General features: G+C 60.0%; 24 protein-coding genes, 1 other RNA gene and 1 pseudogene. 11 read left to right on the forward strand and 15 right to left on the reverse strand.

All coding sequences use genetic code 11. The features are described from left to right. Positions 1–14 precede the first annotated feature (14 nt). The 4 genes from recR to PSEMO_RS07885 form a co-directional block, all read right to left on the reverse strand. A complete protein-coding gene (recR, locus tag PSEMO_RS07870) occupies positions 15–617 on the reverse strand; it encodes a recombination mediator RecR (protein ID WP_075802552.1) in 603 nt (200 codons plus the stop codon). A 95-nt stretch (positions 618–712) separates the two neighbouring features. Next, positions 713–1039, reverse strand: a complete 327-nt coding sequence (locus PSEMO_RS07875) for a YbaB/EbfC family nucleoid-associated protein (protein ID WP_075802553.1) — start codon at positions 1037–1039, stop codon at positions 713–715. Positions 1040–1099: 60 nt separating this feature from the next. After that, on the reverse strand, positions 1100–3139 hold the full coding sequence (gene dnaX / locus PSEMO_RS07880; RefSeq protein ID WP_075802554.1) for a DNA polymerase III subunit gamma/tau: 2040 nt from the start codon (positions 3137–3139) through the stop codon (positions 1100–1102). A gap of 194 nt (positions 3140–3333) precedes the next feature. Next, positions 3334–3795, reverse strand: coding sequence for a DUF2938 domain-containing protein (locus PSEMO_RS07885; protein WP_086937214.1), 462 nt, complete (start codon positions 3793–3795; stop codon positions 3334–3336). A gap of 84 nt (positions 3796–3879) precedes the next feature. Here PSEMO_RS07885 and PSEMO_RS07890 point away from each other — a divergent pair, with 84 nt between their 5' ends. After that, positions 3880–4257 (forward strand): helix-turn-helix domain-containing protein, encoded by a 378-nt coding sequence (locus tag PSEMO_RS07890; protein WP_075802556.1) that lies wholly within the window; start codon positions 3880–3882, stop codon positions 4255–4257. Positions 4258–4392: 135 nt separating this feature from the next. Here the strand turns inward: PSEMO_RS07890 and PSEMO_RS07895 are convergent, their stop codons facing one another. Both PSEMO_RS07895 and PSEMO_RS07900 read right to left on the reverse strand, forming a co-directional pair. Continuing rightward, complete coding sequence (locus PSEMO_RS07895; RefSeq protein WP_256721036.1) at positions 4393–4554, reverse strand: hypothetical protein; 162 nt, start codon at positions 4552–4554, stop codon at positions 4393–4395. A gap of 381 nt (positions 4555–4935) precedes the next feature. Beyond that, entirely contained in the window at positions 4936–5511 is a 576-nt protein-coding gene (locus tag PSEMO_RS07900; RefSeq protein WP_075802557.1) for a plasmid pRiA4b ORF-3 family protein, read from the reverse strand. Positions 5512–6115: 604 nt separating this feature from the next. Between PSEMO_RS07900 and PSEMO_RS07905 the strand changes: the two genes are divergently transcribed. From PSEMO_RS07905 to PSEMO_RS07930, 7 genes are all read left to right on the forward strand, one after another. Then, positions 6116–6358, forward strand: a complete 243-nt coding sequence (locus tag PSEMO_RS07905; protein WP_075802558.1) for a hypothetical protein — start codon at positions 6116–6118, stop codon at positions 6356–6358. Between the two features lie 82 nt (positions 6359–6440). Then, a complete protein-coding gene (locus PSEMO_RS07910; protein WP_075802559.1) occupies positions 6441–7220 on the forward strand; it encodes a sulfite exporter TauE/SafE family protein in 780 nt (259 codons plus the stop codon). Then, a complete protein-coding gene (locus PSEMO_RS33440; protein WP_178391975.1) occupies positions 7217–7378 on the forward strand; it encodes a hypothetical protein in 162 nt (53 codons plus the stop codon). Before PSEMO_RS07910 ends, PSEMO_RS33440 begins: the two co-directional genes overlap by 4 nt. Positions 7379–7728: 350 nt before the next feature. Beyond that, on the forward strand, positions 7729–7971 hold the full coding sequence (locus PSEMO_RS07915; RefSeq protein WP_075802560.1) for a hypothetical protein: 243 nt from the start codon (positions 7729–7731) through the stop codon (positions 7969–7971). A gap of 622 nt (positions 7972–8593) precedes the next feature. Then, positions 8594–8836, forward strand: coding sequence for a hypothetical protein (locus tag PSEMO_RS07920; protein ID WP_075802561.1), 243 nt, complete (start codon positions 8594–8596; stop codon positions 8834–8836). 302 nt (positions 8837–9138) lie between these two features. Continuing rightward, entirely contained in the window at positions 9139–9360 is a 222-nt protein-coding gene (locus tag PSEMO_RS07925; protein WP_075802562.1) for a YodC family protein, read from the forward strand. 219 nt (positions 9361–9579) lie between these two features. Continuing rightward, entirely contained in the window at positions 9580–10368 is a 789-nt protein-coding gene (locus PSEMO_RS07930; RefSeq protein ID WP_075802563.1) for a restriction endonuclease, read from the forward strand. A gap of 4 nt (positions 10369–10372) precedes the next feature. Here PSEMO_RS07930 and PSEMO_RS07935 read toward each other — a convergent pair. The 9 genes and pseudogenes from PSEMO_RS07935 to PSEMO_RS07980 form a co-directional block, all read right to left on the reverse strand. Beyond that, a pseudogene (locus PSEMO_RS07935) lies at positions 10373–10471 on the reverse strand (IS66 family transposase); the annotation flags it as partial. Positions 10472–10527: 56 nt separating this feature from the next. Further along, positions 10528–10911, reverse strand: a complete 384-nt coding sequence (gene tnpB / locus PSEMO_RS07940; protein ID WP_256721037.1) for an IS66 family insertion sequence element accessory protein TnpB — start codon at positions 10909–10911, stop codon at positions 10528–10530. Positions 10912–11105: 194 nt separating this feature from the next. Then, positions 11106–11324, reverse strand: a complete 219-nt coding sequence (locus tag PSEMO_RS07945; RefSeq protein ID WP_075802564.1) for a retron Se72 family effector protein — start codon at positions 11322–11324, stop codon at positions 11106–11108. A 2-nt stretch (positions 11325–11326) separates the two neighbouring features. Continuing rightward, positions 11327–12505: a reverse transcriptase family protein gene (locus tag PSEMO_RS07950; protein WP_075802565.1), complete on the reverse strand. Its 1179-nt coding sequence runs from the start codon at positions 12503–12505 to the stop codon at positions 11327–11329. A gap of 821 nt (positions 12506–13326) precedes the next feature. Further along, an RNA gene (gene ffs / locus PSEMO_RS07960) (signal recognition particle sRNA small type) lies at positions 13327–13423 on the reverse strand. 328 nt (positions 13424–13751) lie between these two features. Next, positions 13752–16109: an NAD-dependent DNA ligase LigA gene (ligA, locus tag PSEMO_RS07965; protein ID WP_075802567.1), complete on the reverse strand. Its 2358-nt coding sequence runs from the start codon at positions 16107–16109 to the stop codon at positions 13752–13754. 226 nt (positions 16110–16335) lie between these two features. After that, complete coding sequence (zipA, locus tag PSEMO_RS07970) at positions 16336–17214, reverse strand: cell division protein ZipA (RefSeq protein ID WP_075802568.1); 879 nt, start codon at positions 17212–17214, stop codon at positions 16336–16338. A gap of 201 nt (positions 17215–17415) precedes the next feature. Further along, positions 17416–20904 (reverse strand): chromosome segregation protein SMC, encoded by a 3489-nt coding sequence (gene smc / locus PSEMO_RS07975; protein ID WP_075802569.1) that lies wholly within the window; start codon positions 20902–20904, stop codon positions 17416–17418. A 2-nt stretch (positions 20905–20906) separates the two neighbouring features. Then, complete coding sequence (locus PSEMO_RS07980; RefSeq protein ID WP_075802570.1) at positions 20907–21566, reverse strand: GntR family transcriptional regulator; 660 nt, start codon at positions 21564–21566, stop codon at positions 20907–20909. 403 nt (positions 21567–21969) lie between these two features. Here PSEMO_RS07980 and xdhA point away from each other — a divergent pair, with 403 nt between their 5' ends. The 3 genes from xdhA (at position 21970) to xdhC (ending at position 26811) form a co-directional block, all read left to right on the forward strand. Further along, the gene (gene xdhA / locus PSEMO_RS07985; RefSeq protein WP_075802571.1) at positions 21970–23424 is read left to right on the forward strand and encodes a xanthine dehydrogenase small subunit; all 1455 of its coding nucleotides are present in this window, start codon (positions 21970–21972) and stop codon (positions 23422–23424) included. Continuing rightward, complete coding sequence (xdhB, locus tag PSEMO_RS07990; protein WP_075802572.1) at positions 23417–25816, forward strand: xanthine dehydrogenase molybdopterin binding subunit; 2400 nt, start codon at positions 23417–23419, stop codon at positions 25814–25816. The genes xdhA and xdhB overlap by 8 nt, the downstream gene beginning before the upstream one ends. 149 nt (positions 25817–25965) lie before the next feature. After that, complete coding sequence (xdhC, locus tag PSEMO_RS07995) at positions 25966–26811, forward strand: xanthine dehydrogenase accessory protein XdhC (protein WP_075802573.1); 846 nt, start codon at positions 25966–25968, stop codon at positions 26809–26811. Positions 26812–26817: the final 6 nt, after the last annotated feature.

Below are 26817 nucleotides of genomic sequence, written 5' to 3' on the forward strand. Positions count from 1 at the left end.
GAGCAACACAAGACTCAGAGAGAGATTGGTTTACGCCCGGCAAACGAGTGAGCCAAAGTCCCACCATCCACCAACTCCAGCTCCCCACCCAGCGGCACCCCATGGGCAATCCGCGACGCCACCAGCCCCTTGTCCGCCAGCAACTGCGCGATGTAATGCGCCGTCGCCTCGCCTTCCACCGTCGGGTTGGTCGCCAGGATCACCTCGGCAAAGGTCCCCTGCTCCTCGATCCGCGCCATCAGCTGCGGAATCCCGATCGCCTCCGGCCCCAGGCCATCCAGCGGCGACAGATGCCCCTTGAGCACGAAGTAACGCCCGCGATAGCCGGTCTGCTCCACCGCATACACGTCCATCGGCCCTTCCACCACGCACAGCAGCGTGTCGTCACGCCGTGGATCGGCACACTGCGGGCACAGCTCCTGCTCGGTCAGGGTGCGGCACTGGCGGCAATGCCCGACCCCTTCCATAGCCTTGGTCAACGCCTCGGCCAGGCGCGTACCGCCGCTGCGGTCGCGCTCCAGCAGTTGCAAGGCCATGCGCTGGGCGGTTTTCTGACCCACGCCCGGCAAGGTGCGCAGGGCGTCGATCAACTGGCGAATCAGGGGACTGAAGCTCATGGTAAAAGGCCCGGCAAATCATCGAATGGGAGAAACGACGATGGGAGCGACAGCCTCGCGGCCGTGCTCCCACCGTGGGTACAACAGATGCGGTCTTAGAAAGGCATCTTGAAGCCAGGCGGCAACTGCATGCCAGCGGTCATGCCGCCCATCTTTTCCTGGCTGCTCTGCTCGACCTTGCGCACGGCGTCGTTGACGGCAGCGGCGATCAGGTCTTCCAGCACTTCCTTGTCTTCCTGCATCAGGCTGTCGTCCAGGCTGATGCGCTTGACGTCATGACGGCCGGTCATCACCACGCTGACCAGACCGGCGCCGGATTGACCGGTCACTTCGGCGTTCGCCAGTTCTTCCTGCATCTTGGCCATCTTTTCCTGCATCTGCTGCGCCTGCTTCATCAGGCCGGCCATGCCACCTTTCATCATGAGAATCACCTCGGTAGTTGTCTGACGCACCACGCGCGAAGCGCGGCGCTGGATATAGGGTTATGCGCCTTGGGTCACCACGGCGTCGACAGGTTCAATAGTATCGTGGCGCACGCTGGCACCGAACTTCTGGATCATCTGCTGGATGAACGGGTCGTTGTCGATCGACTCCTCGGCCTCGCGCTGACGGTTGGCCCGCTTGCGCGCCGCGGCCTGGGCCGGGGTTTCCTGCTCGGGGCGGATCAGCTCGATGCTCAGGTTCAGGGTGCGGCCCAGGTGCTGGTTCAGCGCGTCGTTCAGGCGGCGCTGCTGGGTGGCGTTGAACAGGGCGCTGTGGTTCGGGTCCAGGTGCAGCAGCCAGTTGTCGCCTTCAGCGCTGATCAGCGTGCAGTTGGCGGCGATGCTCCCGGTCATGCCGGAAATCGGCAGGTGCGGGAACAGCTCCAGCCATTGCAGGGCCAGGCCGGTGGCCGGCTGTGCGGCCGGCTCGGGCTCCGGTTCAGGCGCGGGCTCGTCGCTGAGTTCGGCGGCGTGCTCGGTGGCCAGCTCGTCCAGGTAGCTGTAGCCCGCCGGGTCGGCTTCGCCCATGTAGTAATCGTCGTCCGGCGGCGGCTCGTCGTCGCGGTCCATGCCGGCCGGGGCGTAGGCCTGGTCGTCGTGGGGCGGTTCTTCACGCGGGGCGGCAGGCGGCGCGGCGGCGACAGGGGCCGGGGCGGGCTCGGGCTCTGGGGTAGCGACAGGCGCGGGAATCGGATCTTCCCAGGGCAGGTCGGTGACTTCCTCGATTTCCGGCTCGGGCTCGGCTGCGACGACGGGCTCGGGTTGCGGTTCGGGTTGCGGCGCTGGCTCGGGCTCAGGCTCAGGCTCGGGCACCGCCTCGACGACCGGAGCGGGAGCACTGGCAGGCTCCGGGGCGGGTGCGGCGATCGCAACCGGGGCCACCGGTGCCGGGGAATCAGTCGTGGCCTGGCTGATCCCCACTGGCTTTAGCGTCGTACCCGGGGCATCGCCGCTGTCGGCCGGACGGAACGCCAGCATGCGCAGCAACACCATCTCGAAGCCGCCCCGCGGGTCCGGCGCCAGGGGCAGGTCGCGGCGACCGATCAGGCCCATCTGGTAGTAGAACTGCACATCCTCGGCCGGCAATGCCTGGGCCAGGGCCAGCACGTTCTCGCGATCGCCCTGGCCGTTGTCCACCGCCTCCGGCAGCGCCTGGGCAATCGCCACGCGGTGCAGGACGTTGAGCATTTCCGACAGCACGCCATTCCAGTCCGGCCCCTGCTCGGCCAGATGGCGCACGGCCTCCAGCAGTGCGCGGGCATCGCCGTCCAGCAGGGCCTGGAGCACGCCGTAGACCTGGCCGTGGTCCAAGGTGCCGAGCATGGCCCGCACATCGGCGGCCAGGACCTTGCCTTCCCCGAAGGCGATGGCCTGGTCGGTCAGGCTCATGGCGTCGCGCATCGAACCGTCGGCAGCGCGGCCCAGCAGCCACAGGGCATCGTCCTCGAACGGCACGTTCTCCACGCCGAGCACATGGCTCAGGTGCTCGACCACGCGCTCGGGGGTCATGTTCTTCAGGGAGAACTGCAGGCAGCGGGACAGGATGGTCGCCGGCAGTTTCTGCGGATCGGTGGTCGCCAGGATGAATTTGACGTAGGGCGGCGGCTCTTCCAGGGTCTTCAGCAGGGCGTTGAAGGAATGGCTGGACAGCATGTGCACTTCGTCGATCAGGTAGACCTTGAAGCGCCCGCGGCTTGGTGCGTACTGCACGTTATCCAGCAGTTCGCGGGTGTCCTCGACCTTGGTCCGGCTCGCGGCGTCGATCTCGATCAGGTCGACGAAGCGGCCCTCGTCGATCTCCCGGCACACCGAGCAGGTGCCGCAGGGGGTCGAAGTGATGCCGGTTTCGCAGTTCACGCACTTGGCGATGATCCGCGCGATGGTGGTCTTGCCGACCCCGCGGGTCCCGGTGAACAGATAGGCGTGGTGCAGGCGCTGGTTGTCCAGCGCGTTGATCAGGGCCTTGAGCACATGGGTCTGGCCGACCATTTCGCGGAACGAGCGCGGACGCCATTTACGTGCAAGGACCTGATAACTCATGAAAAACGTCGCAACCTGAACGAGCGGGAATAGGCTGCTAATGCTAGCGGAGCGGGGGCAAAATTGCATCCTGCCATTCAGGGGTCGGATCTGCGACCGCTGACCCTGTGGGAGCTGGCTTGCCAGCGATTGCTGTAGTGAATTCACCATCGCAATCGCTGGCAAGCCAGCTCCCACAGGGTACGCGGTGTGCTTCAGAGGAGGCATGCCGCCAGGAACAGCCCACAGCCAAACACCGCGTGCGTCATCAAACTCCGCCCCCGGTTCCGCCACGGCGTCGGCGTTTTGCTGGCAAAGAACCCCGCCCCCATGGCCGGCTGCATCACGCACCAAGGCGCCAGCACCGTCACCACACCAAAGATCAAGGCGGGAACCAGCGTCGGCCCGCGCAACCATCCTTCCCCCGCCAGCCCCACCAACCCGGCCGCGAACACCAGCCCGATGGCGTAATGCAGCACCCAGCCCCACACCCGCTCATTGGCGATCGGCTCACTTTTGGCGATCCCCTGATGATGCACACGTCCCTTCAGCAAATGCCCGGCCCAGCGCCCGAGCATCGCGTAGTTCAAGGTCACGACCCCAAGCCGCTTGAGCAACAGCGTCCACAGGTCCATGACCAGCGTGGCCCCTACCCCGATCAACACAATGGAAAACATGGCAAAACCCCCGGCACGTTGACGAAATCGAAACATGCCGCGCAGGATAGAAGTTGAAGTCAACTTCAAGTCAAGGGTCAGCCCATGGACATTGCCGATGTCGCCAAACGCACCGGAGTACCGGCTTCGACGCTGCGTTACTACCAGAAGATAGGTTTGCTCCAGTCCCTCGCCGGGCATGGCCAGCGCCGCCAGTTCGCGGCGGATGTGGAGGACCGGCTGGCGTTGATCGCGCTGGGCCAGGCGGCAGGGTTTTCACTGGATGAGGTCGGGGCGATGCTGGTGGATCTGCAGGTGGACCGGCAGATGCTGGTGGCTCGGGCGGATGAGATCGATATGCAGGTGAAGCGGCTGCAGGCGATGAGCAAGGGGTTGCGGCATGCGGCGGAGTGTCCGGAGAAGGATCACCTGGCGTGCCCGACGTTTCGGCGGTTGATGAAGGTGTCGTTGCTCAAGCGTTAGCCTGATGGCTACCACAGGATCTGTGTGCACCGCAAAACCCTGTGGGAGCTGGCTTGCCAGCGATGAGGCCGGAAGAAACAAAGCTGGACATGGAGACCAGACACAAACACCCCGGCCCCCACTGTCCAGCTTCAATCAAGCAAGAAAATCAGCAAACGCCTTATCCTGCTCCAACAACTCCGGCAGCTTGTCGAACACCGCGTCGAGGTTCACCCCCTCGAACAACGGCCCGCCCACTGCCTCCCGCGCCTCGGCGCCCGGCCCACCGTGCTGCTGCAGCGCATCGCTGATTTCCATGGCCTGGGCCACGACCCCGCGCACCCCGGCGCCGACTTGAACGCCCCGATCCCCGCCAAGGCCAGCATCAGACTCGGTGTGCTAACCTCAAATCCACGTCTTTTTCACACTTCTAGTTACTTTTGCCATGAGCAGCGGCCACCAGCACTCAAAAGACCTTAGCTTTGCGGAAATGATGAGCGTTAAAAGGAGTTCACGTGACCGCTTGGTTGACGCTGTCTATGCCGCTGATCCTCAGATACTTGAAATAAGTGCTGCCCGCGCCAAAGCCGCCCTTCGTGGTCGCGCTGCATCAATCCCTCGCCCACAACGATTCTCTGCGCTTAGCAACTTATGACCTAAAGCGGAAAACGAAGGTGCTCGTTCGTCCGACTTGAATGTTCACCTGATCTCCTTCAACCACTCATTCACTTGCTCACGATCAAAAGCCGCTGGATCGAAGGCTTCGCCGTACCATTCCATCATCGTTTCATGCTCCGGATGATCGGGGTCTGCCATCGCCTCGAGAAACGCGGCATAACCCGGCTCGCCGCCCACATCTTCGGGAGGGCAGGCATTGGCACCCCCGATGCAATACGGCACCTGCGGACAGGCAATTGCAGGCAGTACTTTTTCGACTTTGACCCGGTGATCCCAGCTGTCGCCAAAGTCATACACATAGCGAAATGTCTTCTTCCCGCACAAAGCTTTGACGAGGGTCTTGCGGGCTTCCGGCTTGACGGGCGGGCCCCATCCGTCGGGGGTGGGTATGCCGTAGCTTTCACCGGCAATTTCAAATTCATGAAGATGCCCGTCTTCCCAGCCCATGGCGAGCTGGATCACGGAGTGCAATCTACCCAGGGTGATATTTTCCGGCACAGCCACACGACGCCAAATCGTAGGCTGAACGTATTTCAATTCAATGCGCAGCAACAACAGATCTGCTTCAGGTTTTGGCAAACGAACTGGGTTGGCCATGGATTAATCCGCTTCGCAGTGTGCATTAGGGCTGAGGAAAACGTTCCAAGGCAACAGCTCGTCGAATCCGATTGATCGGGTCCGCGGCGATACACTCCAGGACGTAGGTCAAATAGACTGGCGGGGTCAGGCCTTTCAGCGTGGCCAAATGTACCAGCATGTATAACGCAGCCTGCCCCAATAGCTTTCGCATGGGACAGAAGATTGTCCCAGTTCCGTGATGCCGTTTCGAGCCAATGATGCCTGCTCTCCTACGGCGATCAGGGTAACTGTTACCCCCTGCGGAAAGGTGTCGCATTTAGCCGCAAAACTTCCCCGGTTTCCGACTTTCTTGTAGGCAATTTCCCAAGCATACTGCCAGCCCCCTCCTGGTGGTTGCGTCCCGTGGAAACGGTGCCTAGGCTGCGTCAGTCGTCGCACATTCGACGACCGGATTAGCAGTCCGACATTGGTAACCACCAGCAGCCTTTATGGCGGCTGTACGTGTGGGCACCTCCGGGTGCGCCGGGTTCCCAATGTCCTGGTCTGCTAACTCACGTACGGTCGCCACCCTTCGTCTAGCAGCGACTCGTGGCGACTCCGATCCCGACATTGGAGTTACACCATGAAAAAGCTCGTACCCGATCCACCGCCTACGCTCTGCGTCGGCCCCGGACTCTCCCATGAAGAAGCCATCAAGCGCGCAGCGGAGCATCTCAACAGAGCCATTCTTGACTCTGCTTACCTTCCTGACCCTCCCGATGCCCGCCACAAGGAAATGCTCGACGGCGCACGGCTGAACATGAGGATTACCAAGGCATTGCTGGCGCTCGCGGTAGCGGCATCGCCGGTGACCGTAGCAGTATGAAGGAAGGCCGCGGAGTTCAACTCCGCGGCCTTCTCGCAGTTCGGATTTGCACTGCGAAGCCCAACCATTGGACGGTACCTACATGCTCGACCTCGACACCACCTTATTGATCCTCGCCCTCTTCGCCTTCTGCGGCGGCCTGATCGACGCGGCCGTCGGCGGTGGCGGTCTGGTCCAGGTTCCCGCCCTGCTCCACGCCCTCCCCCAGCAAAGCGTCGCCACCGTCCTGGGCACCAACAAACTGGCCGTGCTGGGCGGCAACCTCGCCTCGATCTTCAGCTACGCGAAACGCATCCGCATCGTCTGGAAGCTGATGCTGCCGACCATGCTCTCGGCCTTTCTGTTCGCCTTCGTCGGCGCCTGGTCGGTGTCCCTGATTCCCAAGTCGGTCATGGAGTCGGTGGTCTTCGTCATCCTGATCGCCATGGCGGTCTACACCTTCGCGAAAAAGGACCTGGGCCAGACCCATGCGGATCTGACGCTGGGCAGGAAACAGGTGCTCCTGGGTGTGTTGATGGGTGGCCTGATCGGTTTCTACGACGGCCTGTTCGGCCCAGGCAGCGGCAGCCTGCTGCTGTTCGCCTTCGTCAAATGCTTCGGCTTCGATTTTCTCAATGCCTCCGCCTCGGCCAAGCTGGTCAACCTCGCCACCTTTACGGCTGCCCTGCTGTTTTTCATTCCGGCAGGTCATGTGCTGTGGGCCATTGGTGGGCTGGTGTGCCTGAGTAATATGGCCGGGTCGGTGACCGGGACCTTTCTCGCGCTGCGCTATGGCAGCGGGTTTATTCGGGTGTTCTTTTTGATTCTGCTGGTTTTCCTGATTGGGCGGATGGCGCTGTCGATCTTTGGTATCACTGCATGACCAGCAGCAGACAGAGCTGCAGCGACGCCGAACGCACCCAACTCATGGATGCCGCTCAGCGCGTACTGGTCGGATGGCAACCCAGCGCCGAACAGCAACCGGTGGAGGAAAAACTGGTCAAGCTGATGCAGGAGCGATTCAAGGGGCGGACCACCTGAATAGCTGATTCCGATCGCCAGAAGATGTCGCATTTAGCGGCAAAACTTCCTCGATTTCCGACTTTCTTGTAGGCAATTTCCCAAGCATACTCCCCGACCCATCTTGGTGGTTGCGTCCCGTGGAAACGGTGCCTAGTCTGCGTCAGTCGTCGCTCATCGACGACACGGATTAGCAGTCCGTCGAAATGATGAAACCACCAGCAACCAGTTAATGGCGGCTGTGCGTGTGGGCACCCTTTGGTGCGCCGGGTTTTCTCATTTCACCGGTCTGCTAACCCACGCGCAGTCGCCACCCTTCGTTTAGCAGCGAATCAAGTGGCGAATTCATCGATGAAATGAGGAAACACGCCATGAAAAAGCTCGTACCCGATCCACCGCCCGTACTCTGCGTCGGCCCCGGACTCTCCCATGAAGAAGCCATCAAGCGCGCAGCGGAGCATCTCAACAGAGCCATTCTTGACTCTGCTTATCTCCCCGACCCTCCCGGTGCTCGCCACAAGGAAATGCTCGACAGCGCACGGCTGAACATGAGGATTACCAAGGCGTTGCTGGCGCTTGCCGTGGCGGCGTCACCGGTGACCGTGGCTGTATAAGTAAAGGCCGCGGAGCTCAGCTCTGCGGCTTTCTTGCGTCTCCGCTCGGCCCAACCGAAGGACCATGGCTGAGAGGGAAACGGGTTAATGTTCCAACTGAAAGTAAATCTGTCCTCGTTTTCTGAAAATAAATCTGTCCCCGTTTTCATGGTCGGCCAGCAAGCCGGTGCCGAATAGCAATCAGCAGCGGAAAGCTGGTCAACCTGATGCAGGATCGATCCAAAGACGTGAGCTATAGGGAGAAAGGCAAGAAGCTGCATGAGGCGATTCTTGCTGACCTGGATAGCTGATCCTGCTAGCCAGAAGATGTCGCATTTAGCGGCAAAACTTCCTCGATTTCCGACTTTCTTGTAGGCAATTTCCCAAGCATACTCCCCGACCCTTCTTGGTGGTTGCGTCCCGTGCAAACGGTGCCTAGTCTGCGTCGGTCGTCGCTCATCGACGACACGGATTAGCAGTCCGTAATGTGGACGCAGCAGCACGCCTGTCATGGCGGCTGTGCGTGTGGGCACCTTCGGGTGCGCCGGTTTCCATGTTCCGGTCTGCTAACCCACGTACAGTCGCCACCCTTCGTTTAGCAGCGATCCGTGGTGCATCCATCCACCAACATGGAGATTCACCATTGAAAAAACTCGTACCCGATCCACCGCCCGTGCTCTGCGTCGGTCCTGGCCTCTCTCATGAAGAAGCCATCAAGCGCGCAGCAGAGCATCTCAACAGAGCAATTCTTGACTCTGCTTATCTCCCCGACCCTCCCGATGCTCGCCACAAGGAAATGCTCGACAGCGCACGGCTGAACATGAGGATTACCAAGGCGTTGCTGGCGCTTGCAGTGGCGGCGTCACCGGTGACCGTGGCTGTATAAGTAAAGGCCGCGGAGCTCAGCTCTGCGGCTTTCTTGCGTCTCCGCTCGGCCAAACCGAAGGACCATGGCTGAGAGGGAAACGGGTTAATGTTCCAACTGGAAATAAATCTGTCCCCGTTTTCCTCTGGGGAAAAGAACTCAGCTTCCTCCTCCTGAAAATAAATCCGTCCCCTTCTCAGTCCCTTCTCAGCGGCCCACTTTTCAGCGGTCCTTCCAGGGAAGAAATATCTCGCAACACTTACAGCATTGAAATGATGGCACACAGTCCCTATGAATTTCTTTTAAATCAGAGGGAGTTGCATATGTCTAGTTTCAAGAAAGGTGACGTGGTGGTGATGCGCAGCGGTGGTCCGAAGATGACTGTTACTGACATCGGGGATTACAGTGGTTCTGGACTCGGCCCAGAGGATGGCGTCAAGTGTCAGTGGTTTGAAAAAACAAAACTCTTCGAAAAAGTTTTTGACGCCGTAGCTTTGAAAATCTATACAGCACCGTCAATAGGAGTTGTGTCGACCCGCGCCTGACTCTATCGTGCGCAACATGTTGCTATCTTGCGCAAAAACGGACGAATTTATTTTACAGCCAACTCTAATACTGAAAAATAAATCCGTCCCTTTTCGGAAGGGCCTTTTGGTAAAACAGAAACAGTATTAAATTAAGCAATCGAGAGCGAAATCCACATACAAAGCCATTCAAATCAAGACACACCCAACCATCTAGACACATCAAAAGGATCTAAAGAATTGAAATATTCATCTAGAGATTATGAACAGTTCACCCAGGCTTTACACCAGCGAATAATCGAAGAAGAAGGCTATAGCAACGTCGACGTCTTGCACAACCAAAACTTCATAGGGAAAAGCAAAGCAAAGCACCAGATAGATGTATGCTGGACGTTAGAAATCGGCAGAATTCAACAACTTTTCTGTGTTGAATGCAAATACTGGAAAAACAAAGTTAAAAAAGATCACATCGCAAGCTTTATTACAAAGCTGGAAGACATCGGCAATGCAAGAGGGATTTTTGTTACAACTAACGGCTTCCAGCTAGGAGCCACTAGACTTGCAAAACATAGCGGAATAACACTGATAAACGCCACCTACACAATAGAAAATAGAGAAGCCACAATGAGCTTCTGCGCGCCTCGATTCCACGACTTTCGCACAACTTTTGAAGATGTATCATCCGAGATACTTGAAGAACTTGGAAGACTAGAAAGGTCGTCAGCCAGTGCAGCCGATGTAAAAATCTTTGACTCCACTGGCGAGCATATTGGCTCACTTACCGATCTAACGGAACAATTTAGCCACGAAAATGACGGTCATTACCAGCAAGCAATAGAAGATAGATTTATATATGTGCTAGGAAACCCGATTCAAATAAAGTACGTGGAATACACATACGAACAAAACATAATAGGAACACCACTAAAAGGCAACTATGAAATAGCCAATGCCAAAGCTCACTACATATTTGATGACAGAGAAATTTCGGCGATATTAAACTCACACAGAAGCCCCTCATTTGACTGAACCAGAGAAGAAAAGAGCGGATCGCACGTTCTGCAGCGTTATTGTCAATCGGCAAATAGCCGTGCTCGACATAGCGCTCCAGCTTGCGCCAGTTGCTGACCAAACTAATGGTTGATTCGAGGTTTTTGACATTGAAACCATGCCGCGGGTTATACCGAATCAGGCGACGCAACGAAGCGTAAAACTTGTCATTGAGCATTGCGCCAGAGATCGAAACCGTCCAGCAACCAATTGAGCTCTTGCATGGTCAGGACGAAGGCCAAGTCTGTGGGGGGACGATTTTGCGAACCGCCCTAAGCCCAAGTGTTTGCCAGAGACTGAAGCCGTTTTGCTCCAGCATAGGACTTTCACTCGATTGCGCAAATTGTTGAGGAAGACGAAAGGCACGGGGTCAAACACCGCCAACTTGACATTGAGTTCGGCTAGGGAAGCCAAGCCACCAATGGGTTTTCGGAAGTGAACGGGCTTGAGGTAGAGATAGACTTTTTGACTTTGGCGTCGTGCCGCATCATGGCTGCGGGCTCCAGAGAGAGATTGGAGCACGGCATTCAGATTCCCGCATGGAGCCTGAATATGGGGTACAGGGACCGCTTAAGTTACTTCCCCAGCTTGCAACCAGACAACACCTTCAATTACGTGAATATCGCGGCGCAGGAGACTAAACACCCACTTCTTACGTGCTAAGCCACTACTAACATTAAGGCTTTTTAGGCAACCATGAAAATACCGACCATACCTTAACCAATTCTTTTTATCTTATAAGCTCTCGGCCCTTTAGCCTCTATTCGAATCTGAAAACGAACTATTTCACCTGGCACCAAGCCCTCCACCCCATCATCAATATCATCGTAAAAAAAGAATACATCTCGCCCCTTATCCCTCCTAATGAAACCGAAACCTTTAAACGAATCATATGTATTCACAACACCTTGACCCATCACATCCTCATCCGACATAGCTACTCCCACATCATTACTTTTGATGGCACACCTGAAAATCTAGCTTTTAGCTGGCGTCGCAAGCTTTTTGCCAACGGCCGATTAGTACGCGTCATGATACCTAGCTTATTAATAAGCCGACGATAAGACTGTATGACAGCTATTTTTTTGTGAGAAGAAAGCGGCCGCCTCAACATCCTATCCGCTTCACGCCATATGCTTGCGATAGCCTTGCTATCATATAGAGGCAGTATCTCACCCATCCTCTCGCGCAGCTTAGGAGCTTGCGAGTGATCTAACCGAGTCAGCTTAGCGACCTGACCAGAAACCTTATTCCACATGACGTGGTACGTATCAGAGAAAGGATCCTTGGAATATTCTTGCTCACAGATGTAAACAGAATGTCGTATCATATCCCGCTCACTTCGGCGTAACTTCGGGATACCATGTCCAACCCAAACACCGGTAACTTTGTAGGGAGCACTCAGGTCATCTGAACGCTCCAACTTAGTTTTACTCTGCCTGAGACGTAGGCCGTGCTCTTTAAAAAGCCCGGCCAAATATCGGATTCGCTGACTTGCTTCATCTTGTGAAATCAGACGAGGCGAGGAGATTGTGACATCATCCAAAAGTCTAGAATAGGAGAATCCTTCGTCACGCATTTTTTTCACGTAACTGTATTCTGAATTGTGAAACACCAAGTTCGCCACATAGCTGGAGGTACACCCTCCTTGCGGAACTCTACCGTCGCGAGTCACGATCCGAGTGAGCACATCACTAACATCATCAGGGAACTTGAAAAAATGCTTAAAAATAGAGATAACGCTTTCCAACGGAATACTATCGTAGAAATTCCGAATATCCAAGCTTATTAGAAACTTCGACCCAGCATGGATTCTGCTGTTCTCGATATAGTCCCTTGGATTAGACTCGTCTTTTATACCACCCTGCAGGTAGCTAGGAAACTGTACCTTTTCAAAGAGACGGGAATTAATTCTCTTCTGTAGTTTTTTAAGCTCATATTTAGGCTCGTATACGTCCCTATCCTTGCCTTTGGTGGAAACCAAGAAATGAGTATACGACTTTGAGGCCTTACTGGCCAAGTCAGTAAGAACCTTAGGATGGACACCTAAGGTTTTAGCCAACATCGCCAAAGAACCAATAGATGCGTGAGGATAGTACGGCTTATCCTTAGCCACAATATGACCTAATCCATTAAGTTTTAAAGCAAAGGTTAAAAGTCAGTTAGATTTCGTCATTCCCCATAAACATGGCAAACAATTTACGTCCAACCCAGCTCAAGAAAGCCATCACGGTCATTCTCAAAACTGCATTCGAGTCAATTCTTTTCCGCGAAGGACTATCTCTAGGCACCCCACGAACGCTCTCTTTGTTACCAGTCACAAGTACAACTATTTTGATTTGAAGCATTGCTTTTTCCTTTCAGAACGCGAAGGTGAGGAATTCACCTCCGACGCCAGACCAATTGGATCAAGCAAATCAGGGAATATTAATATTGACTTGAATGGACTCTTAACTTTTACGCCAGACAACGGTCGCAAGCGCTAGCTTTGGGAGCGAACATCACACCCCAAGCCGTGCGGAGGCCACCGAGACGCCGGTCATGACCCTAAAGGGTCGCCAAGTAAAAGGCATCGATTTCCCTGAAAAATTGTGACTTTAAAGAGCAAGAACAGGTGGATACACCTGCTGATCCAAGCATAAAAAATCGAACGGCATGATGTTAACAGGCCAGCAGAAAAATAACTGAACTTTTTGAACGCGGAAGGACGACGAGGCGTCAAAAAACCTCAAAATTCGCTGACTACTTTGCCAACGACTTGCCAACATTCAATATATGCATGCATTGATGGGACAATCTAACGTAGCAGGAGTTAGAGCGACAGGCGGAGATGATATCCAGCGACCCACACCACCTTGGTGTATCTAAACGCTGTCACTCTCGAGATTTTTAGCTGAGAAATCCTCGATAAATCAAGGACTTTGAGAAAGGAGGCGGCCCCACCAGCCACACCCCGGCACACAATGTTCCCGCTATGGCTGCTCCCTTCCGGGCCTGACCAGGTTTACGGGTAATCGTTGCGGGGGGACCGATGGGGCCACCATTACGCAGCTCGCCATCTGGTGACGAGCCGCGCCATTGTACCGGTCTTAGGCAGAGTTACAACCTTTGGGTGAGAAAAAATCATCATTTCTCAAGGACTTGTCCGAAGCGAGGGGCCAACTGCGGGTCTTTTTGCAATGGGTGACGACGCTGTCGGAGAGCCTGAGCGCCAGTTGCCTCAGGCATACCAAAATGGGGGCTGACTGTGAGGGCGGCGGACCGCTGCGATTACGAGGCTGAATTCAACGACGCAATCGCTGGCAAGCCAGCTCCCACAGGGGTCCGTGTCGCCCATGGGAGCGCGGACACCGCGAGGGGTCTTAGATAGCGATGCCCTGCCCCGCCAGAAACTCGATGAACGCATCCTCATCCAGCACCTTGACCCCCAGCTCATTGGCCTTGGTCAGCTTGGAACCCGCTCCCGGCCCCGCCACCACGCAGTGGGTCTTGCCCGAGACCGAACCCGCTACCTTGGCACCCAGGCCTTCCAGCTTGTCCTTGGCGATATCCCGGTTCATGCGCTCCAAAGTACCGGTGAGCACCCAGGTCTGGCCGGCCAGGGGCAGACCTTCGGCAACCTTTTTCTCGCTGGTCCAGTGCATGCCGAATTCCAGCAACTGCGCTTCGATCGCTCGGGCCAGGTCGCGGTTGGCCTCGATGAGGAAGAATTCGCGCACCGCTTCGGCCTGCTTGGCCGCCAGGGCCTGGCGCAGGTCGATGCCGTCGGCGGCGAAAATCGCGTCCAGGCTGTCGAGCCTGGCCACCAGCTTTTCCGCGCCAGTCGGGCCGACAGAGGAAATATCCAGTTTGGCGATCAGGCCAGCCAGGGTGGTGCTGCGGGCGAACTCGGCCGCCAGGTCGCCTTCGTCCTGCAGGACCATACCGCAGTCCAGCAGTTGCTGGATGACGCTGCGGTTGTGCTCGTCCTCGAAGAAGTTGTGGATCTCGTACGCCACTTCCAGCCCGATATCCGGCAGGTAGGTGAGCACCTGCGGCAGCGCCTTCATGACCCGCTGCAGCGAGCCCAGCGAGCGAGCAAGAACCTTGGCGGTCTCTTCACCGACATCAGGAATGCCGAGCGCGTAGATAAAGCGAGCAAGGCTCGGACGCTTGCTGTCTTCGATGGCAGCCAGGAGCTTGTTGCTGGACACCTCGGCAAAGCCTTCCAGCTCGACCACCTGCTCGAAGGTGAGGCGGTAGAGGTCTGCCGGAGAAGCAATCAGCCCTTCATCCACCAGTTGCTCGACGCTCTTTTCACCCAGACCGTCAATGTCCATGGCCCGACGCGAGACGTAGTGGATGATCGCCTGCTTGAGCTGTGCAGCACAGGCGAGACGGCCGACGCAGCGGTAGACGGCACCTTCGCTGACGGTTTCCTTGCCCTTGCTGCGCTTGACCAGTTGCGTGCGCTCGACTTGTGAACCACACACCGGGCATTCGGTAGGAATCTGCACCGGCCGCACGGCCTCGGGGTCGCGGCGCTCCAGTACCACCTGCATGACCTGCGGGATGACGTCGCCAGCTCGGCGGATGATCACGGTGTCGCCGATCATCACGCCCAGGCGCGCGACCTCGTCCATGTTGTGCAGGGTGGCGTTGGCGACGGTGACGCCAGCGACCTTGACCGGCTTGAGCCGCGCCACCGGGGTCACGGCGCCGGTGCGGCCGACCTGGAATTCGACGTCGAGGACTTCGGTGAGCTCTTCCATGGCCGGGAATTTGTGGGCGATGGCCCAGCGTGGTTCGCGGGCGCGGAAGCCGAGCTCGCGCTGCGAGGCGAGGCTGTTGACCTTGAATACCACGCCGTCGATTTCGTAAGGGAGGTCGTTACGCCGGGCGCCGATGTCCTGGTAGTAGGCGAGGCATTCTTCGATGCCGGCCGCGTGCTTGAGCTCGCGGCTGATGGGCATGCCCCAGGCCTTGAGCTGTTCGAGGATGCCGATGTGGGTGTCGCCCACCGGCGCGGAAACTTGGCCGATGCCGTAGCAGCAGAATTCCAGCGGGCGGCTGGCGGTGATCTTCGAGTCAAGCTGGCGCAGGCTGCCGGCAGCGGCGTTGCGCGGGTTGGCGAAAGTCTTGCCGCCGACTGCGGCCTGAGCGTCGTTGAGCTTTTCGAAGCCGGCCTTGCTCATGAAGACTTCGCCACGCACTTCGAGGACGTCCGGCCAGCCTTCGCCCTGCAGCTTGAGCGGGACGTTGCGGATGGTGCGGACGTTGACGCTGATGTCTTCGCCGGTGGTGCCGTCGCCGCGGGTGGCGCCCTGGACCAGTTGGCCGTTGCGGTAGAGCAGGCTTACGGCGAGGCCGTCGAGCTTGGGTTCGCAGCTGTAGTCGACCGGGGCACCACCGCCGAAGAGGTCGCCGGCCGGGAGGTCGAGGCCTTCGACGACGCGACGGTCGAATTCGCGCAGGTCGGTTTCCTCGAAGGCGTTGCCGAGGCTGAGCATGGGGATTTCATGGCGGACCTGGGTGAAGGCCGAGAGCGCCGTGCCACCGACGCGCTGGGTCGGGGAGTCCTCGGTGACCAGCTCCGGGTGCTCGGCTTCCAGGGCCTGGAGTTCGCGGAACAGGCGGTCGTACTCGGCGTCGGGGATGCTGGGTTCGTCGAGGACGTAGTAGCGGTAGTTGTGCTGGTCGAGTTCGGCGCGCAGTTCGAGGATTCGGGTTTCGGCATTCATGGTTCGGGGTCTCTTGCTATGCGAAGAGCAGTCGGGCGATGGACGGTTGAAATGGAAAACCAGAGAACGGCGCTGACCCTGTGGGAGCTGGCTTGCCAGCGATTGCTGTGGTGAATTCACTGCCGCTATCGCTGGCAAGCCAGCTCCCACAGGGTTCACCGGTGCTCGCACCAGCGCAACAAGCACAAGGGCCGCTAAGCGGCCCCTGTGGTATCAACTGCGTGTTTCAGCGTTTCTGGGTCAGCGCACGGCGCTCGAATTCGACGATGCGCTGGCGGTAGTGCTCGATGGTTTGCGCGGTCATCACACTGCGCTGGTCATCCTTCAGCTCGCCATTCAGTTCATGGGCCAGCTTGCGCGCCGCCGCCACCATCACGTCGAAGGCCTGCTTCGGATGACGCGGGCCCGGCAGGCCGAGGAAGAAGCTGACGGCACGGGTGCTGAAGTGGTCGATGTCGTCCAGGTCGAAGACGCCCGGCTTGACAGCGTTGGCCATGGAGAACAGGACCTCGCCATTGCCGGCCATGCTTTCGTGACGGTGGAAAATGTCCATCTCACCGAAACGCAGACCGCTTTCGAGGATGTTCTGCAGCAGCGCCGGGCCCTTGAAGCCGCCTTCGTCACGGGAGATCACGCTGATCACCAGCACTTCTTCAACCGGTGGCAGTTCCTTGCCTTCAGCGGCAGTGCCGTAGCCGGTGGTCGTGGTGGTGCGGGTGTTCTCGGCGGGGAAGTCGTCCTCTTCGTCGGCGAACAGGTCCGGCTCGCGCTCGCGCGGTTCGGCGCTGAGGTTGAGGTCGCCCTGTTGCGGCTCGCCGCGCTTGCCACGCTTGCTGGCCTTGCCCGCCTTGGGTTCGCGGACCGGGGCGCTCATCGACGGCAGGTCGTCCTCGTCGAGCTGCGGCTCCTGATGCGTATCCAGCACGCGGGACGGGCCGAGCACTTCGGCGTTGTTTTCTTCGTCAGGAAGATTGGAGAAACTGCGGTCCAGACGGAATTTCAACTTGCCCTTGCCACCGCGCATGCGGCGCCAGCCGTCGAAGAGAATACCGGCGATAACTATGATGCCGATGACGATCAGCCATTCGCGCAGACCGATTTCCATGTAATCCCGTGCCTCTGTAAAAAATGCTGAAAAATAAAAGGGTTAAAACCCTTTAAAACGTGGCGCCAACTCTATGTTCTGACTGACGTTTTACCCACGCACGAAAAATTGACATTAAGCTAGCACGACCAAAGATAACTTTACACCGTCTAGGCCACTTGACCGGTGCATTTGCCCAAAGATCGTGCACAAACGCCCGTTTCAGGCGTCGACCATGGCCATCGCCTCCTCCACATCCACCGCCACCAGCCGCGAACAGCCGGGCTCGTGCATGGTCACCCCCATCAGTTGATCGGCCATCTCCATGGCGATCTTGTTGTGGGTGATATAGATGAACTGAACGGTCTGACTCATCTCTTTCACCAGTCGCGCGTAGCGGCCGACGTTGGCATCGTCCAGCGGCGCGTCGACTTCATCGAGCATGCAGAACGGTGCCGGGTTCAATTTGAAAATGGCAAATACCAGGGCCAGGGCCGTCAGCGCTTTTTCACCGCCGGAGAGCAAATGAATGGTGCTGTTCTTCTTGCCCGGCGGGCGCGCCATGATCGTCACCCCTGTATCGAGTAAATCTTCGCCCGTCAGTTCCAAGTAAGCGCTGCCACCACCGAAAACTTTCGGGAAAAGTGCCTGCAATCCGGCATTTATCTGATCGAAGGTATCCTTGAAGCGGTTGCGGGTTTCCTTGTCGATCTTGCGAATGACGTTCTCGAGGGTGTCCAGGGCTTCCACCAGGTCGGCGTCCTGGGCATCCAGATAGCGCTTGCGCTCGGATTGCTGCTGGTATTCCTCGATAGCCGCGAGGTTGATCGCGCCGAGACGCTGGATACGGCCGTCGAGGCGCTCCAGTTCGGCTTCGGCCTCCTGCTCGTTGGCTTCCGCGGTCAGGGTGGCGATCACGCCGTCGAGGTCGTAGCCGTCGGCGTGCAGTTGTTCGTGCAGGGTCTTGCGCCGCACACTGAGGCCCTGCCATTCCATGCGGTGCTGTTCGAGCTGGCCGCGCAGCAGTTGTGATTGCTGCTCGGCCTGGCTGCGGCGCTTCTCGGCGTCGCGCAGTTCGCGGTCGGCGTCTTCCATGTGCAGGCGCGCCTGACGCATTTCCTCGTCGACGCTCATGCGTTTTTCCAGCAGCTCTTCCAGCTTCAGGCGCAGCTCTTCCAAGGGGGCTTCGCCCTCCTCCAGGTTGAGGCTGAGCTGTTCGCGCTTTTCGGTGAGGCGTTCGGATTGCAGCTCCAGGCGCTCGAGGGCCTGGCGCGTGGAGTCGTGCTGGGCACGCAGCGAGCCGAGGCGCACGGCGAGCTGGTGGGCGTGGTCCTTGTGCTGGCGGGCTTCCTGCCGCACCCGGTCGAGGTGCTCGCGCAGGCCATCGCGCTTGGCCAGCAGCAGCTCGCGCTGCTCGGTGTCCTGGGCCATGAGGTCCAGGGACTCCTGCAGGATCAGCCGGGATTCGCCCAGTTGCTCCTGTTCGATGGAGCGCTGTTCGGCGGCTTCGGTGAGTTCGTCTTCGAGACGCTGGCGACGCAGGTTGAGCTGTTCGGCGCGGGCCTTGCCGGCGGACAGCTTGGCTTTCAGTTCGCCCTGTTGACGAGCCTCTTCCTGAGCCCGGCGACGCAATTGCTCGCGGCTGTCTTCGAGATGACGCTGCTGCTCGCGGACATCGTTCAGTTGCTCGTCGAGCTGGGCCAGACGGGCTTCCTGCTCTTCCTGCTCCAGCCCGAGACGCTCCAGCTCCTGACCACGGGCCAGCACGCCGCCCTGGGCATCGCTGGCGCGGCTGACCCGCAGGAAATGCCGGCCGACCCAGTAGCCATCACGGCTGACCAGGCTTTCGCCCTCGCCCAGTTGGGCACGCTGCGCCAACGCCTGGTCCAGGGTTTCCACCGGACGCACCCGGCCCAGCCATGGCGCCAGGTCCACCGCGCCCTCGACCTTGTCCAGCAGGCTGCCCGGCAGGCGGGGCGCGCCGGCCTTGGCGTCGAGCAGGCGCAGCTCGCCCTGGTCGAAGCCGTCGAAGGCCAGGCCGTCGAAGCCATCCACCAGCACCGCTTGCAGATCGGCGCCGAGCACGGTTTCCACCGCCAGTTCCCAGCCGGATTCGACGCGCAGGCCCTCGGCCAGACGCGGGCGCTGTTCCAGGCCATGTTCGCGCAGCCACTCCGCGGCGCCTTTGCCCGGTTCCAGCGCGGCTTGTTGCAGGGCTTCGAGCGACGCCAGACGCCCGCCCAGGCGCTGCAATTCGCCCTGAGCCTGCTGCTGGGCCTGGGTGGCCTGTTGCAGTTGCTCGCGCAGCGTGTCGAGACGCTCCGCAGCCTGTTGTTCTTCCAGTTGCAGGTCTTCCAGCACCAGTTCGCTGCTGGCGACCTGCTCGGCCAGTTCGAGGATGGCCGCGTCTTCCGGGTCGGCGCTGAGCTGGTCACGCTCTTCATTCAGCTTGCGCTGGCGCTCGGACAGCCGCTCGATACTGTTTTCCAGTTGCTGGATCCGCGACTGCTGCACCTCGGCCTGACGCCGCGGTTCGGCGGAGCTGGAGTTGAAGCTGTCCCACTGCTCCTGCCAGCCGTGCATGGTGGTTTCCGCTTCCTCAAGGGTCGCGGAGGCTTCCTCGGCGGCGGCCAGGGTCATTTCCTGTTCCGGCTCGAGCATTTCCAGCTCTTCGCCGAGGGTCGCCAGCAGGGTGCGGTCGTGGCCGAGGTGGGATTCGGTTTCCTGGCGCGAGCGTTCGGCTTCCTTGAGGTCGTCCTGCAACTGGCGCAGGCGCTGCTGGCCGTGCTGGATGCTTTGCTCGATACGAGCGATATCGCCGCCCACCGAATAGAAGCGGCCTTGCACCAGATTGAAGCGTTCGGACAGCTCATGGTGCCCGTCACGCAGCCTTTCGATGCTCGCATCGGCATTGCGCTGGTCCGCCACCAGTGCCTCAAAGGACACTTCCTGGTCGCCGATCACGCTTTCGCGCTGACGCACCTGCTCGTCCAGCGCGCGCCAGCGCAGGGCCGAGAGTTGCGCCTTGAGCTGGCGTTCCTCGGCCTTGTATTCCTTGTATTTCTCCGCTGCCTGGGCCTGGCGGTGCAGGCGTTCGAGCTGGCGTTCCAGCTCTTCGCGCAGGTCGGTCAGGCGCTCGAGGTTTTCCTGGGTGCGGCGAATGCGGTTCTCGGTTTCGCGGCGGCGCTCCTTGTACTTGGAGATGCCCGCGGCTTCCTCGATGAAGTTGCGCAGCTCTTCCGGCTTGGCCTCGATCAGCTTGGAGATCATGCCCTGCTCGATGATCGAGTAGCTGCGCGGCCCCAGGCCGGTGCCGAGGAAGATGTCGGTGATGTCCCGGCGCCGGCACTTGGTGCCGTTGAGGTAGTAGGTGTTCTGCCCGTCGCGGGTGACCTTGCGACGGATCGAGATCTCGGCGTAGGCGGCGTATTCACCCACCAGGGTGTTGTCGCTGTTGTCAAAGACCAGCTCGATGCTCGCCTGGCTGACCGGCTTGCGGCTGGTGGAGCCGTTGAAGATGACGTCGGTCATCGACTCGCCGCGCAGGTTCTTCGCCGAGCTTTCGCCCATCACCCAGCGCACCGCGTCGATGATGTTGGACTTGCCGCAGCCATTGGGCCCGACCACGGCGGCCATGTTGCTGGGGAAGTTGACCGTGGTCGGGTCGACGAAGGACTTGAAGCCCGCCAGGCGGATGCACTTGAGGCGCATGGTCAGTCAGTCACCAGGGCCGAGAGCACCAGTTCGCAGCTGCGGCTGCAATAGGTGCTGAGCACTTCGCGGACCTGGCCCAGGTCGCGGGCGACCACGGCCTGCAGCAACTGCGCGAAGAGCACGAGGAAGTCGTTCATTTCCGCCTTGCGCCGGTCCAGCGCCAGGTAATAGGCGCGGCTCATGGCCGGCTGGAGGTTCTCGACGGTTTCCTGCAGGTACGGGTTGTTGGCGAAGGGATAGGCGGCGCGCATCACGGCGAAGCTTTCTTCGACGAAGGCCTGGATGTCCTTGCGCTCGCAGGCGCTTTTCAGGCGCTGCTGGATGGCCAGGAACGGCGCCAGGTCGGCCTGGGTCTGGTAGCCGGTGGCCACGGTGTTGCCGAGCAGGATGTACAGCTCGCCCATCAGCGCGCAGAGGCTGCGCAGGTGGTGCTCGTTGAGCACGGTCACGTGGGCGCCACGGCGCGGCAGGATGGTCACCAGGTGACGGCGTTCGAGGATCAGCAGGGCTTCGCGCACCGAGCCGCGGCTGACATTCAGGGCCTGGGTGACCTTCTGTTCCTGGATGCGTTCGGCAGGCTTGAGTTCACCCCGGATGATCCGCTCGGCCAGGTAGTGGGCAATTTGCTCGGAGAGGCTGTCCGGCGCCTTGAACGTCATGGTTTTCCTTCGCAATCGTTGAACGGCTAAAAACCCGGAAGTGTACCGCAAATGCCGGGTGTCAGCATGAAAGGCGCCGTCAACTCGCACGAGCGTTTGCTGTCTGGCGTACGACTTTTCATGCGTTTAAGCGCATTCCTCAGCGTACGCCCAACTCCCCGCGAAGGTTTCAGTCAAGGCTAGTCGATGATTGGGCATGTTGCTTGCAGCTGTTCACTCATCCATCTCAGGGTTTTCCTACATGATCAGTGCTTAACTGAAGACAGGGGAAAGCGCTGCGGATGACCGACCGTGGAAAATTTCCTGACCCTTAGGTCAGAAAATCATTGACCGGAAAGTCAAGGCTGAATACATTCCGCCTCAGTCCGCTCAACAACAATAAATTCGCTTGTGAGGCCCTTCCGTGATCCAGTTTCTCTTGAACCAGGAATTGCGCAGTGAGCATGCCCTGGACCCCAACATGACGGTGCTTGAGTACCTGCGTACGCACCTGGGAAAAACCGGTACCAAGGAGGGCTGCGCCAGCGGTGACTGTGGTGCCTGCTCGGTGGTGGTGGCCGAGCTCGATACCGCCGCCGACGGCAAGGAGAGCCTGCGCTACCGCAGCCTGAACTCCTGCCTGACCTTCGTTTCCTCCCTGCACGGCAAGCAATTGATCAGCGTCGAAGGCCTGAAGCACCAGGGCCAGCTGCACAGCGTGCAACAGGCCCTGGCCGACTGCCATGGCTCGCAGTGCGGCTTCTGCACCCCGGGCTTCGTCATGTCGCTGTTCGCCCTGCAGAAGAACAGCGATGCCCCGGACCTGCACAAGGCCCAGGAAGCCCTGGCCGGCAACCTCTGCCGCTGCACCGGCTACCGGCCGATCCTCGCCGCCGCCGAACAATCCTGCTGCCAGGCCAAGCCTGACCAGTTCGATGCCGCCCAGGCGCAAACCATCCAGCGCCTGAAAGCCATCGCCCCGAGCGAAACCGGCGAGCTGAACAGCGGCGACAAGCGCTGCCTGGTGCCACTGACCGTGGCCGACCTGGCCGAGCTGTATGGCTCGCACCCGGAAGCCCGGCTGCTGGCCGGCGGCACCGACCTGGCCCTGGAAGTGACCCAGTTCCACCGTACCCTGCCGGTGATGATCTATGTGGGCAACGTTGCCGAACTGAAGCGCGTCGAACACTTCGACGACCGTATCGAGATCGGCGCCGCCACCCCGCTGACCGACTGCTACGAGGCCCTGAGCGCCGAGTACCCGGACTTCGGCGAGCTGCTGCACCGCTTCGCCTCCCTGCAGATCCGCAACCAGGGCACCCTCGGCGGCAATATCGGCAACGCCTCGCCCATCGGCGACTCGCCGCCCCTGCTGATCGCCCTCGGTGCGCAACTGGTGCTGCGCAAGGGCGACAGCACCCGCACCCTGAAGCTGGAAGACTATTTCATCGACTACCGCATCACCGCCCGCCAGGACAGCGAGTTCATCGAGCGCATCATCGTGCCGAAGGCCCGCAACAACTGGACGTTCCGCGCCTACAAGGTGTCCAAGCGCCTGGACGACGATATCTCGGCGGTGTGCGCGGCGTTCAACCTGCGCATCGAGAACGGTGTGATCGAGCAGGCCCGGGTCGCCTTTGGCGGCATGGCGGCGATCCCGAAACGTGCCCGCGCCTGTGAAGCGGCGCTGACCGACAAGCCGTTCAACCAGGCGACCCTGGAGAAAGCCTGCCAGGCCCTGGCGGAGGACTTCACCCCGCTCTCGGACTTCCGCGCCAGCAAGGAATACCGCCTGCTGGGCGCGCAGAACCTGCTGCGCAAGTACTTCATCGAACTGCAAACACCGCACATCGAGACCCGGGTGACCGCTTATGTCTAACCATCATCATGTGGCCAAGAGCCAGGCCGAACTGGCCGAACTGTTCAGCCAGGACCTGACCACCGGGGTCGGTCGCAGCGTCAAGCACGACAGCGCCGACAAGCAGGTGTCCGGTGAAGCGGTGTATATCGATGACCGCCTGGAATTCCCGAATCAACTGCACGTCTATGCCCGTACCGCCGACCGTGCCCATGCGCGGATCCTCAAGGTCGATACCAGCCCGTGCTACGCCTTCGAGGGTGTGCGCATCGCCATCACCCACGAGGACATTCCCGGCCTCAAGGACATCGGCCCGGTGGTCGCCGGCGACCCGCTGCTGGCCATCGACAAGGTAGAGTTCTTCGGCCAGCCGGTGATCGCCGTGGCCGCCCGCGACCTCGACACCGCACGCCGTGCGGCGATGGCGGCGATCATCGAGTACGAGGACCTGGAGCCGGTGCTCGACGTGGTCGAGGCCTTCCGCAAGAAGCACTTCGTGCTGGACAGCCACACCCACCAGCGCGGCGACTCGGTGAGCGCCCTGGCCAGCGCCCCGCACCGCCTGCAGGGCACCCTGCATATCGGCGGCCAGGAACACTTCTACCTGGAAACCCAGGTGTCTTCGGTGATGCCCACCGAAGACGGCGGCATGATCGTCTACTGCTCGACCCAGAACCCCACCGAAGTGCAGAAACTGGTGGCCGAGGTACTGGACGTGCCGATGAACAAGATCGTCCTCGACATGCGCCGCATGGGTGGCGGTTTCGGCGGCAAGGAAACCCAGGCGGCCAGCCCGGCCTGCCTGTGCGCGGTGATCGCTCGCATCACCGGCCAGCCGACCAAGATGCGCCTGCCGCGGGTCGAAGACATGACCATGACCGGCAAGCGCCACCCCTTCTACGTCGAATATGACGTGGGCTTCGACGACAGCGGCCGCCTGCACGGGATCAACTTCGACCTGGCCGGCAACTGCGGTTATTCGCCGGACCTGTCCGGTTCGATTGTCGACCGGGCCATGTTCCACTCCGACAACGCCTACTACCTGGGCGATGCCACGGTGCACGGTCATCGCTGCAAGACCAACACCGCGTCGAACACCGCCTACCGCGGCTTCGGTGGCCCGCAGGGCATGGTCGCCATCGAGGAAGTGATGGACCGCATCGCCCGCCACCTGGCGCTCGATCCGCTGGAGGTGCGCAAGGCCAACTACTACGGCAAGACCGAGCGCAACGTCACCCATTACTACCAGACCGTCGAGCACAACATGCTCGAAGAGATGACCGCCGAGCTGGAGGCCAGTGCCGACTACGCCGAGCGCCGCGAGTCGATCCGCCGCTTCAACGCCAACAGCCCGGTGCTGAAGAAGGGCCTGTCGCTGACCCCGGTGAAGTTCGGGATCTCGTTCACCGCCACCTTCCTCAACCAGGCCGGTGCGCTGATCCATATCTACACCGACGGCAGCATCCACCTGAACCATGGCGGCACCGAGATGGGCCAGGGCCTGAACACCAAAGTGGCGCAGGTAGTGGCCCAGGTGTTCCAGGTGGACATCGACCGTATCCAGATCACCGCGACCAACACCGACAAGGTGCCGAACACCTCGCCGACCGCGGCGTCCAGCGGCGCGGACCTGAACGGCAAGGCGGCGCAGAATGCGGCCGAGATCATCAAGAAGCGCCTGGTCGAGTTCGCCGCGCGGCACTACAAGGTGACCGAGGAAGACGTCGAGTTCCGTAACAACCATGTGCGGGTGCGGGAGGAAATCCTCACCTTCGAAGCGCTGATCCAGCAGGCGTATTTCGCCCAGGTGTCGCTGTCCAGCACCGGCTTCTATCGTACGCCGAAGATCTTCTACGACCGCAACCAGGCGCGCGGTCGGCCGTTCTACTACTTCGCCTTTGGTGCGGCGTGCTGCGAGGTGATCGTCGACACCCTGACCGGCGAGTACAAGATGCTGCGCACCGACATCCTGCATGACGTCGGCGCCTCGCTGAACCCGGCCATCGATATCGGCCAGGTCGAGGGCGGTTTCGTCCAGGGCATGGGCTGGCTGACCACCGAGGAACTGGTGTGGAACGCCAAGGGCAAGCTGATGACCAACGGCCCGGCCAGCTACAAGATCCCGGCGGTGGCGGACATGCCGATCGATTTGCGGGTCAAGCTGGTGGAGAACCGCAAGAACCCGGAAGACACGGTGTTCCATTCCAAGGCCGTGGGTGAGCCGCCGTTCATGCTCGGGATTGCGGCGTGGTGTGCGATCAAGGACGCCGTGGCGAGCCTGGCGGATTATCGCGAGCAGCCGAATATCGATGCCCCGGCGACACCGGAGCGGGTGTTGTGGGGTTGTGAACAGATGAGGAAGAAGGTGGCGCAGCAGCAGGCCTCGGTCGAGGTCGAGGCGGTCACCGAGTAACAGGCTGGCCTGTTTGTGAAGGCTGCTGGCCCTATCGCTGGCAAGCCAGCTCCCACAGGTATCGCGTACACCGCCGAACCTTGTGGGAGCTGGCTTGCCAGCGATGAGGCCAGCACAAGCACCACAAGATTCTGGAGAGGACATCAATCATGCACCAATGGATCAACGCCCTCGCCGACCTGCAAGCCCAGGGCGAGCCCTGCGTCCTGGTGACCATCATCGAGGAGCGCGGCTCGACCCCGCGCAACGCCGGTTCCAAGATGGTGGTCAGCGCCTTCCAGCTGTTCGACACCATCGGCGGCGGCCATCTGGAATTCAAGGCCATGCACATCGCCCGGCAGATGCTCGCCGAAGGCCGCGAATCCCCGCACCTCGAACGCTTCAGCCTCGGCGCCAGCCTCGGCCAGTGCTGTGGCGGCGCCACCGTGCTGCTGTTCGAACCCATGGGCGCGGTCCAGGCCCAGGTCGCGGTATTCGGCGCGGGCCATGTCGGCCGCGCTCTGGTACCCTTGCTCGCCGCCCTGCCCTGCCGGGTGCGCTGGATCGATTCCCGCGAGCAGGAGTTCCCCGACACGCTGCCCGCCGGGGTCAGCAAGATCGTCGCCGAAGAGCCGGTGGACGAGGTCGACGAACTGCCCCCGGGCAGCTACTGCATCGTCATGACCCACAACCATCAGCTCGACCTGGAACTGACCGCCGCCATCCTCAAGCGCAATGACTTCACCTGGTTCGGCCTGATCGGCTCGAAGACCAAGCGCGCCAAGTTCGAACACCGCCTGCGCGACCGCGGCTTCGATGCCGAACGCATGCAGCGCATGCGCTGCCCGATGGGCCTGGCCGAGGTCAAGGGCAAGCTGCCGATCGAGATCGCCGTGTCCATCGCCGCCGAGATCATCGCCACCTACAACGCCAGTTTCGGCCAGCACAACCCGGCCGTGAACGCCGAACCCATCGCCCAACTGCTGCCGCCGTCGCGGCGCAGCCACGCCATTTGACGAGAC

Source organism: Pseudomonas putida (assembly GCF_001941965.1).
Classification (GTDB): Bacteria; Pseudomonadota; Gammaproteobacteria; order Pseudomonadales; family Pseudomonadaceae; genus Aquipseudomonas; species Aquipseudomonas putida_L.

What these genes read in the sequence shown, in the direction of transcription:
- recR (WP_075802552.1), bottom strand. Translation starts at nt 617, where the DNA reads ATGAGCTTCAGTCCCCTGATTCGCCAGTTGATCGACGCCCTGCGCACC.
- PSEMO_RS07875 (WP_075802553.1), bottom strand. Translation starts at nt 1,039, where the DNA reads ATGATGAAAGGTGGCATGGCCGGCCTGATGAAGCAGGCGCAGCAGATG.
- dnaX (WP_075802554.1), bottom strand. Translation starts at nt 3,139, where the DNA reads ATGAGTTATCAGGTCCTTGCACGTAAATGGCGTCCGCGCTCGTTCCGC.
- PSEMO_RS07885 (WP_086937214.1), bottom strand. Translation starts at nt 3,795, where the DNA reads ATGTTTTCCATTGTGTTGATCGGGGTAGGGGCCACGCTGGTCATGGAC.
- PSEMO_RS07890 (WP_075802556.1), top strand. Translation starts at nt 3,880, where the DNA reads ATGGACATTGCCGATGTCGCCAAACGCACCGGAGTACCGGCTTCGACG.
- PSEMO_RS07895 (WP_256721036.1), bottom strand. Translation starts at nt 4,554, where the DNA reads ATGGAAATCAGCGATGCGCTGCAGCAGCACGGTGGGCCGGGCGCCGAG.
- PSEMO_RS07900 (WP_075802557.1), bottom strand. Translation starts at nt 5,511, where the DNA reads ATGGCCAACCCAGTTCGTTTGCCAAAACCTGAAGCAGATCTGTTGTTG.
- PSEMO_RS07905 (WP_075802558.1), top strand. Translation starts at nt 6,116, where the DNA reads ATGAAAAAGCTCGTACCCGATCCACCGCCTACGCTCTGCGTCGGCCCC.
- PSEMO_RS07910 (WP_075802559.1), top strand. Translation starts at nt 6,441, where the DNA reads ATGCTCGACCTCGACACCACCTTATTGATCCTCGCCCTCTTCGCCTTC.
- PSEMO_RS33440 (WP_178391975.1), top strand. Translation starts at nt 7,217, where the DNA reads ATGACCAGCAGCAGACAGAGCTGCAGCGACGCCGAACGCACCCAACTC.
- PSEMO_RS07915 (WP_075802560.1), top strand. Translation starts at nt 7,729, where the DNA reads ATGAAAAAGCTCGTACCCGATCCACCGCCCGTACTCTGCGTCGGCCCC.
- PSEMO_RS07925 (WP_075802562.1), top strand. Translation starts at nt 9,139, where the DNA reads ATGTCTAGTTTCAAGAAAGGTGACGTGGTGGTGATGCGCAGCGGTGGT.
- PSEMO_RS07945 (WP_075802564.1), bottom strand. Translation starts at nt 11,324, where the DNA reads ATGTCGGATGAGGATGTGATGGGTCAAGGTGTTGTGAATACATATGAT.
- ligA (WP_075802567.1), bottom strand. Translation starts at nt 16,109, where the DNA reads ATGAATGCCGAAACCCGAATCCTCGAACTGCGCGCCGAACTCGACCAG.
- zipA (WP_075802568.1), bottom strand. Translation starts at nt 17,214, where the DNA reads ATGGAAATCGGTCTGCGCGAATGGCTGATCGTCATCGGCATCATAGTT.
- smc (WP_075802569.1), bottom strand. Translation starts at nt 20,904, where the DNA reads ATGCGCCTCAAGTGCATCCGCCTGGCGGGCTTCAAGTCCTTCGTCGAC.
- PSEMO_RS07980 (WP_075802570.1), bottom strand. Translation starts at nt 21,566, where the DNA reads ATGACGTTCAAGGCGCCGGACAGCCTCTCCGAGCAAATTGCCCACTAC.
- xdhB (WP_075802572.1), top strand. Translation starts at nt 23,417, where the DNA reads ATGTCTAACCATCATCATGTGGCCAAGAGCCAGGCCGAACTGGCCGAA.
- xdhC (WP_075802573.1), top strand. Translation starts at nt 25,966, where the DNA reads ATGCACCAATGGATCAACGCCCTCGCCGACCTGCAAGCCCAGGGCGAG.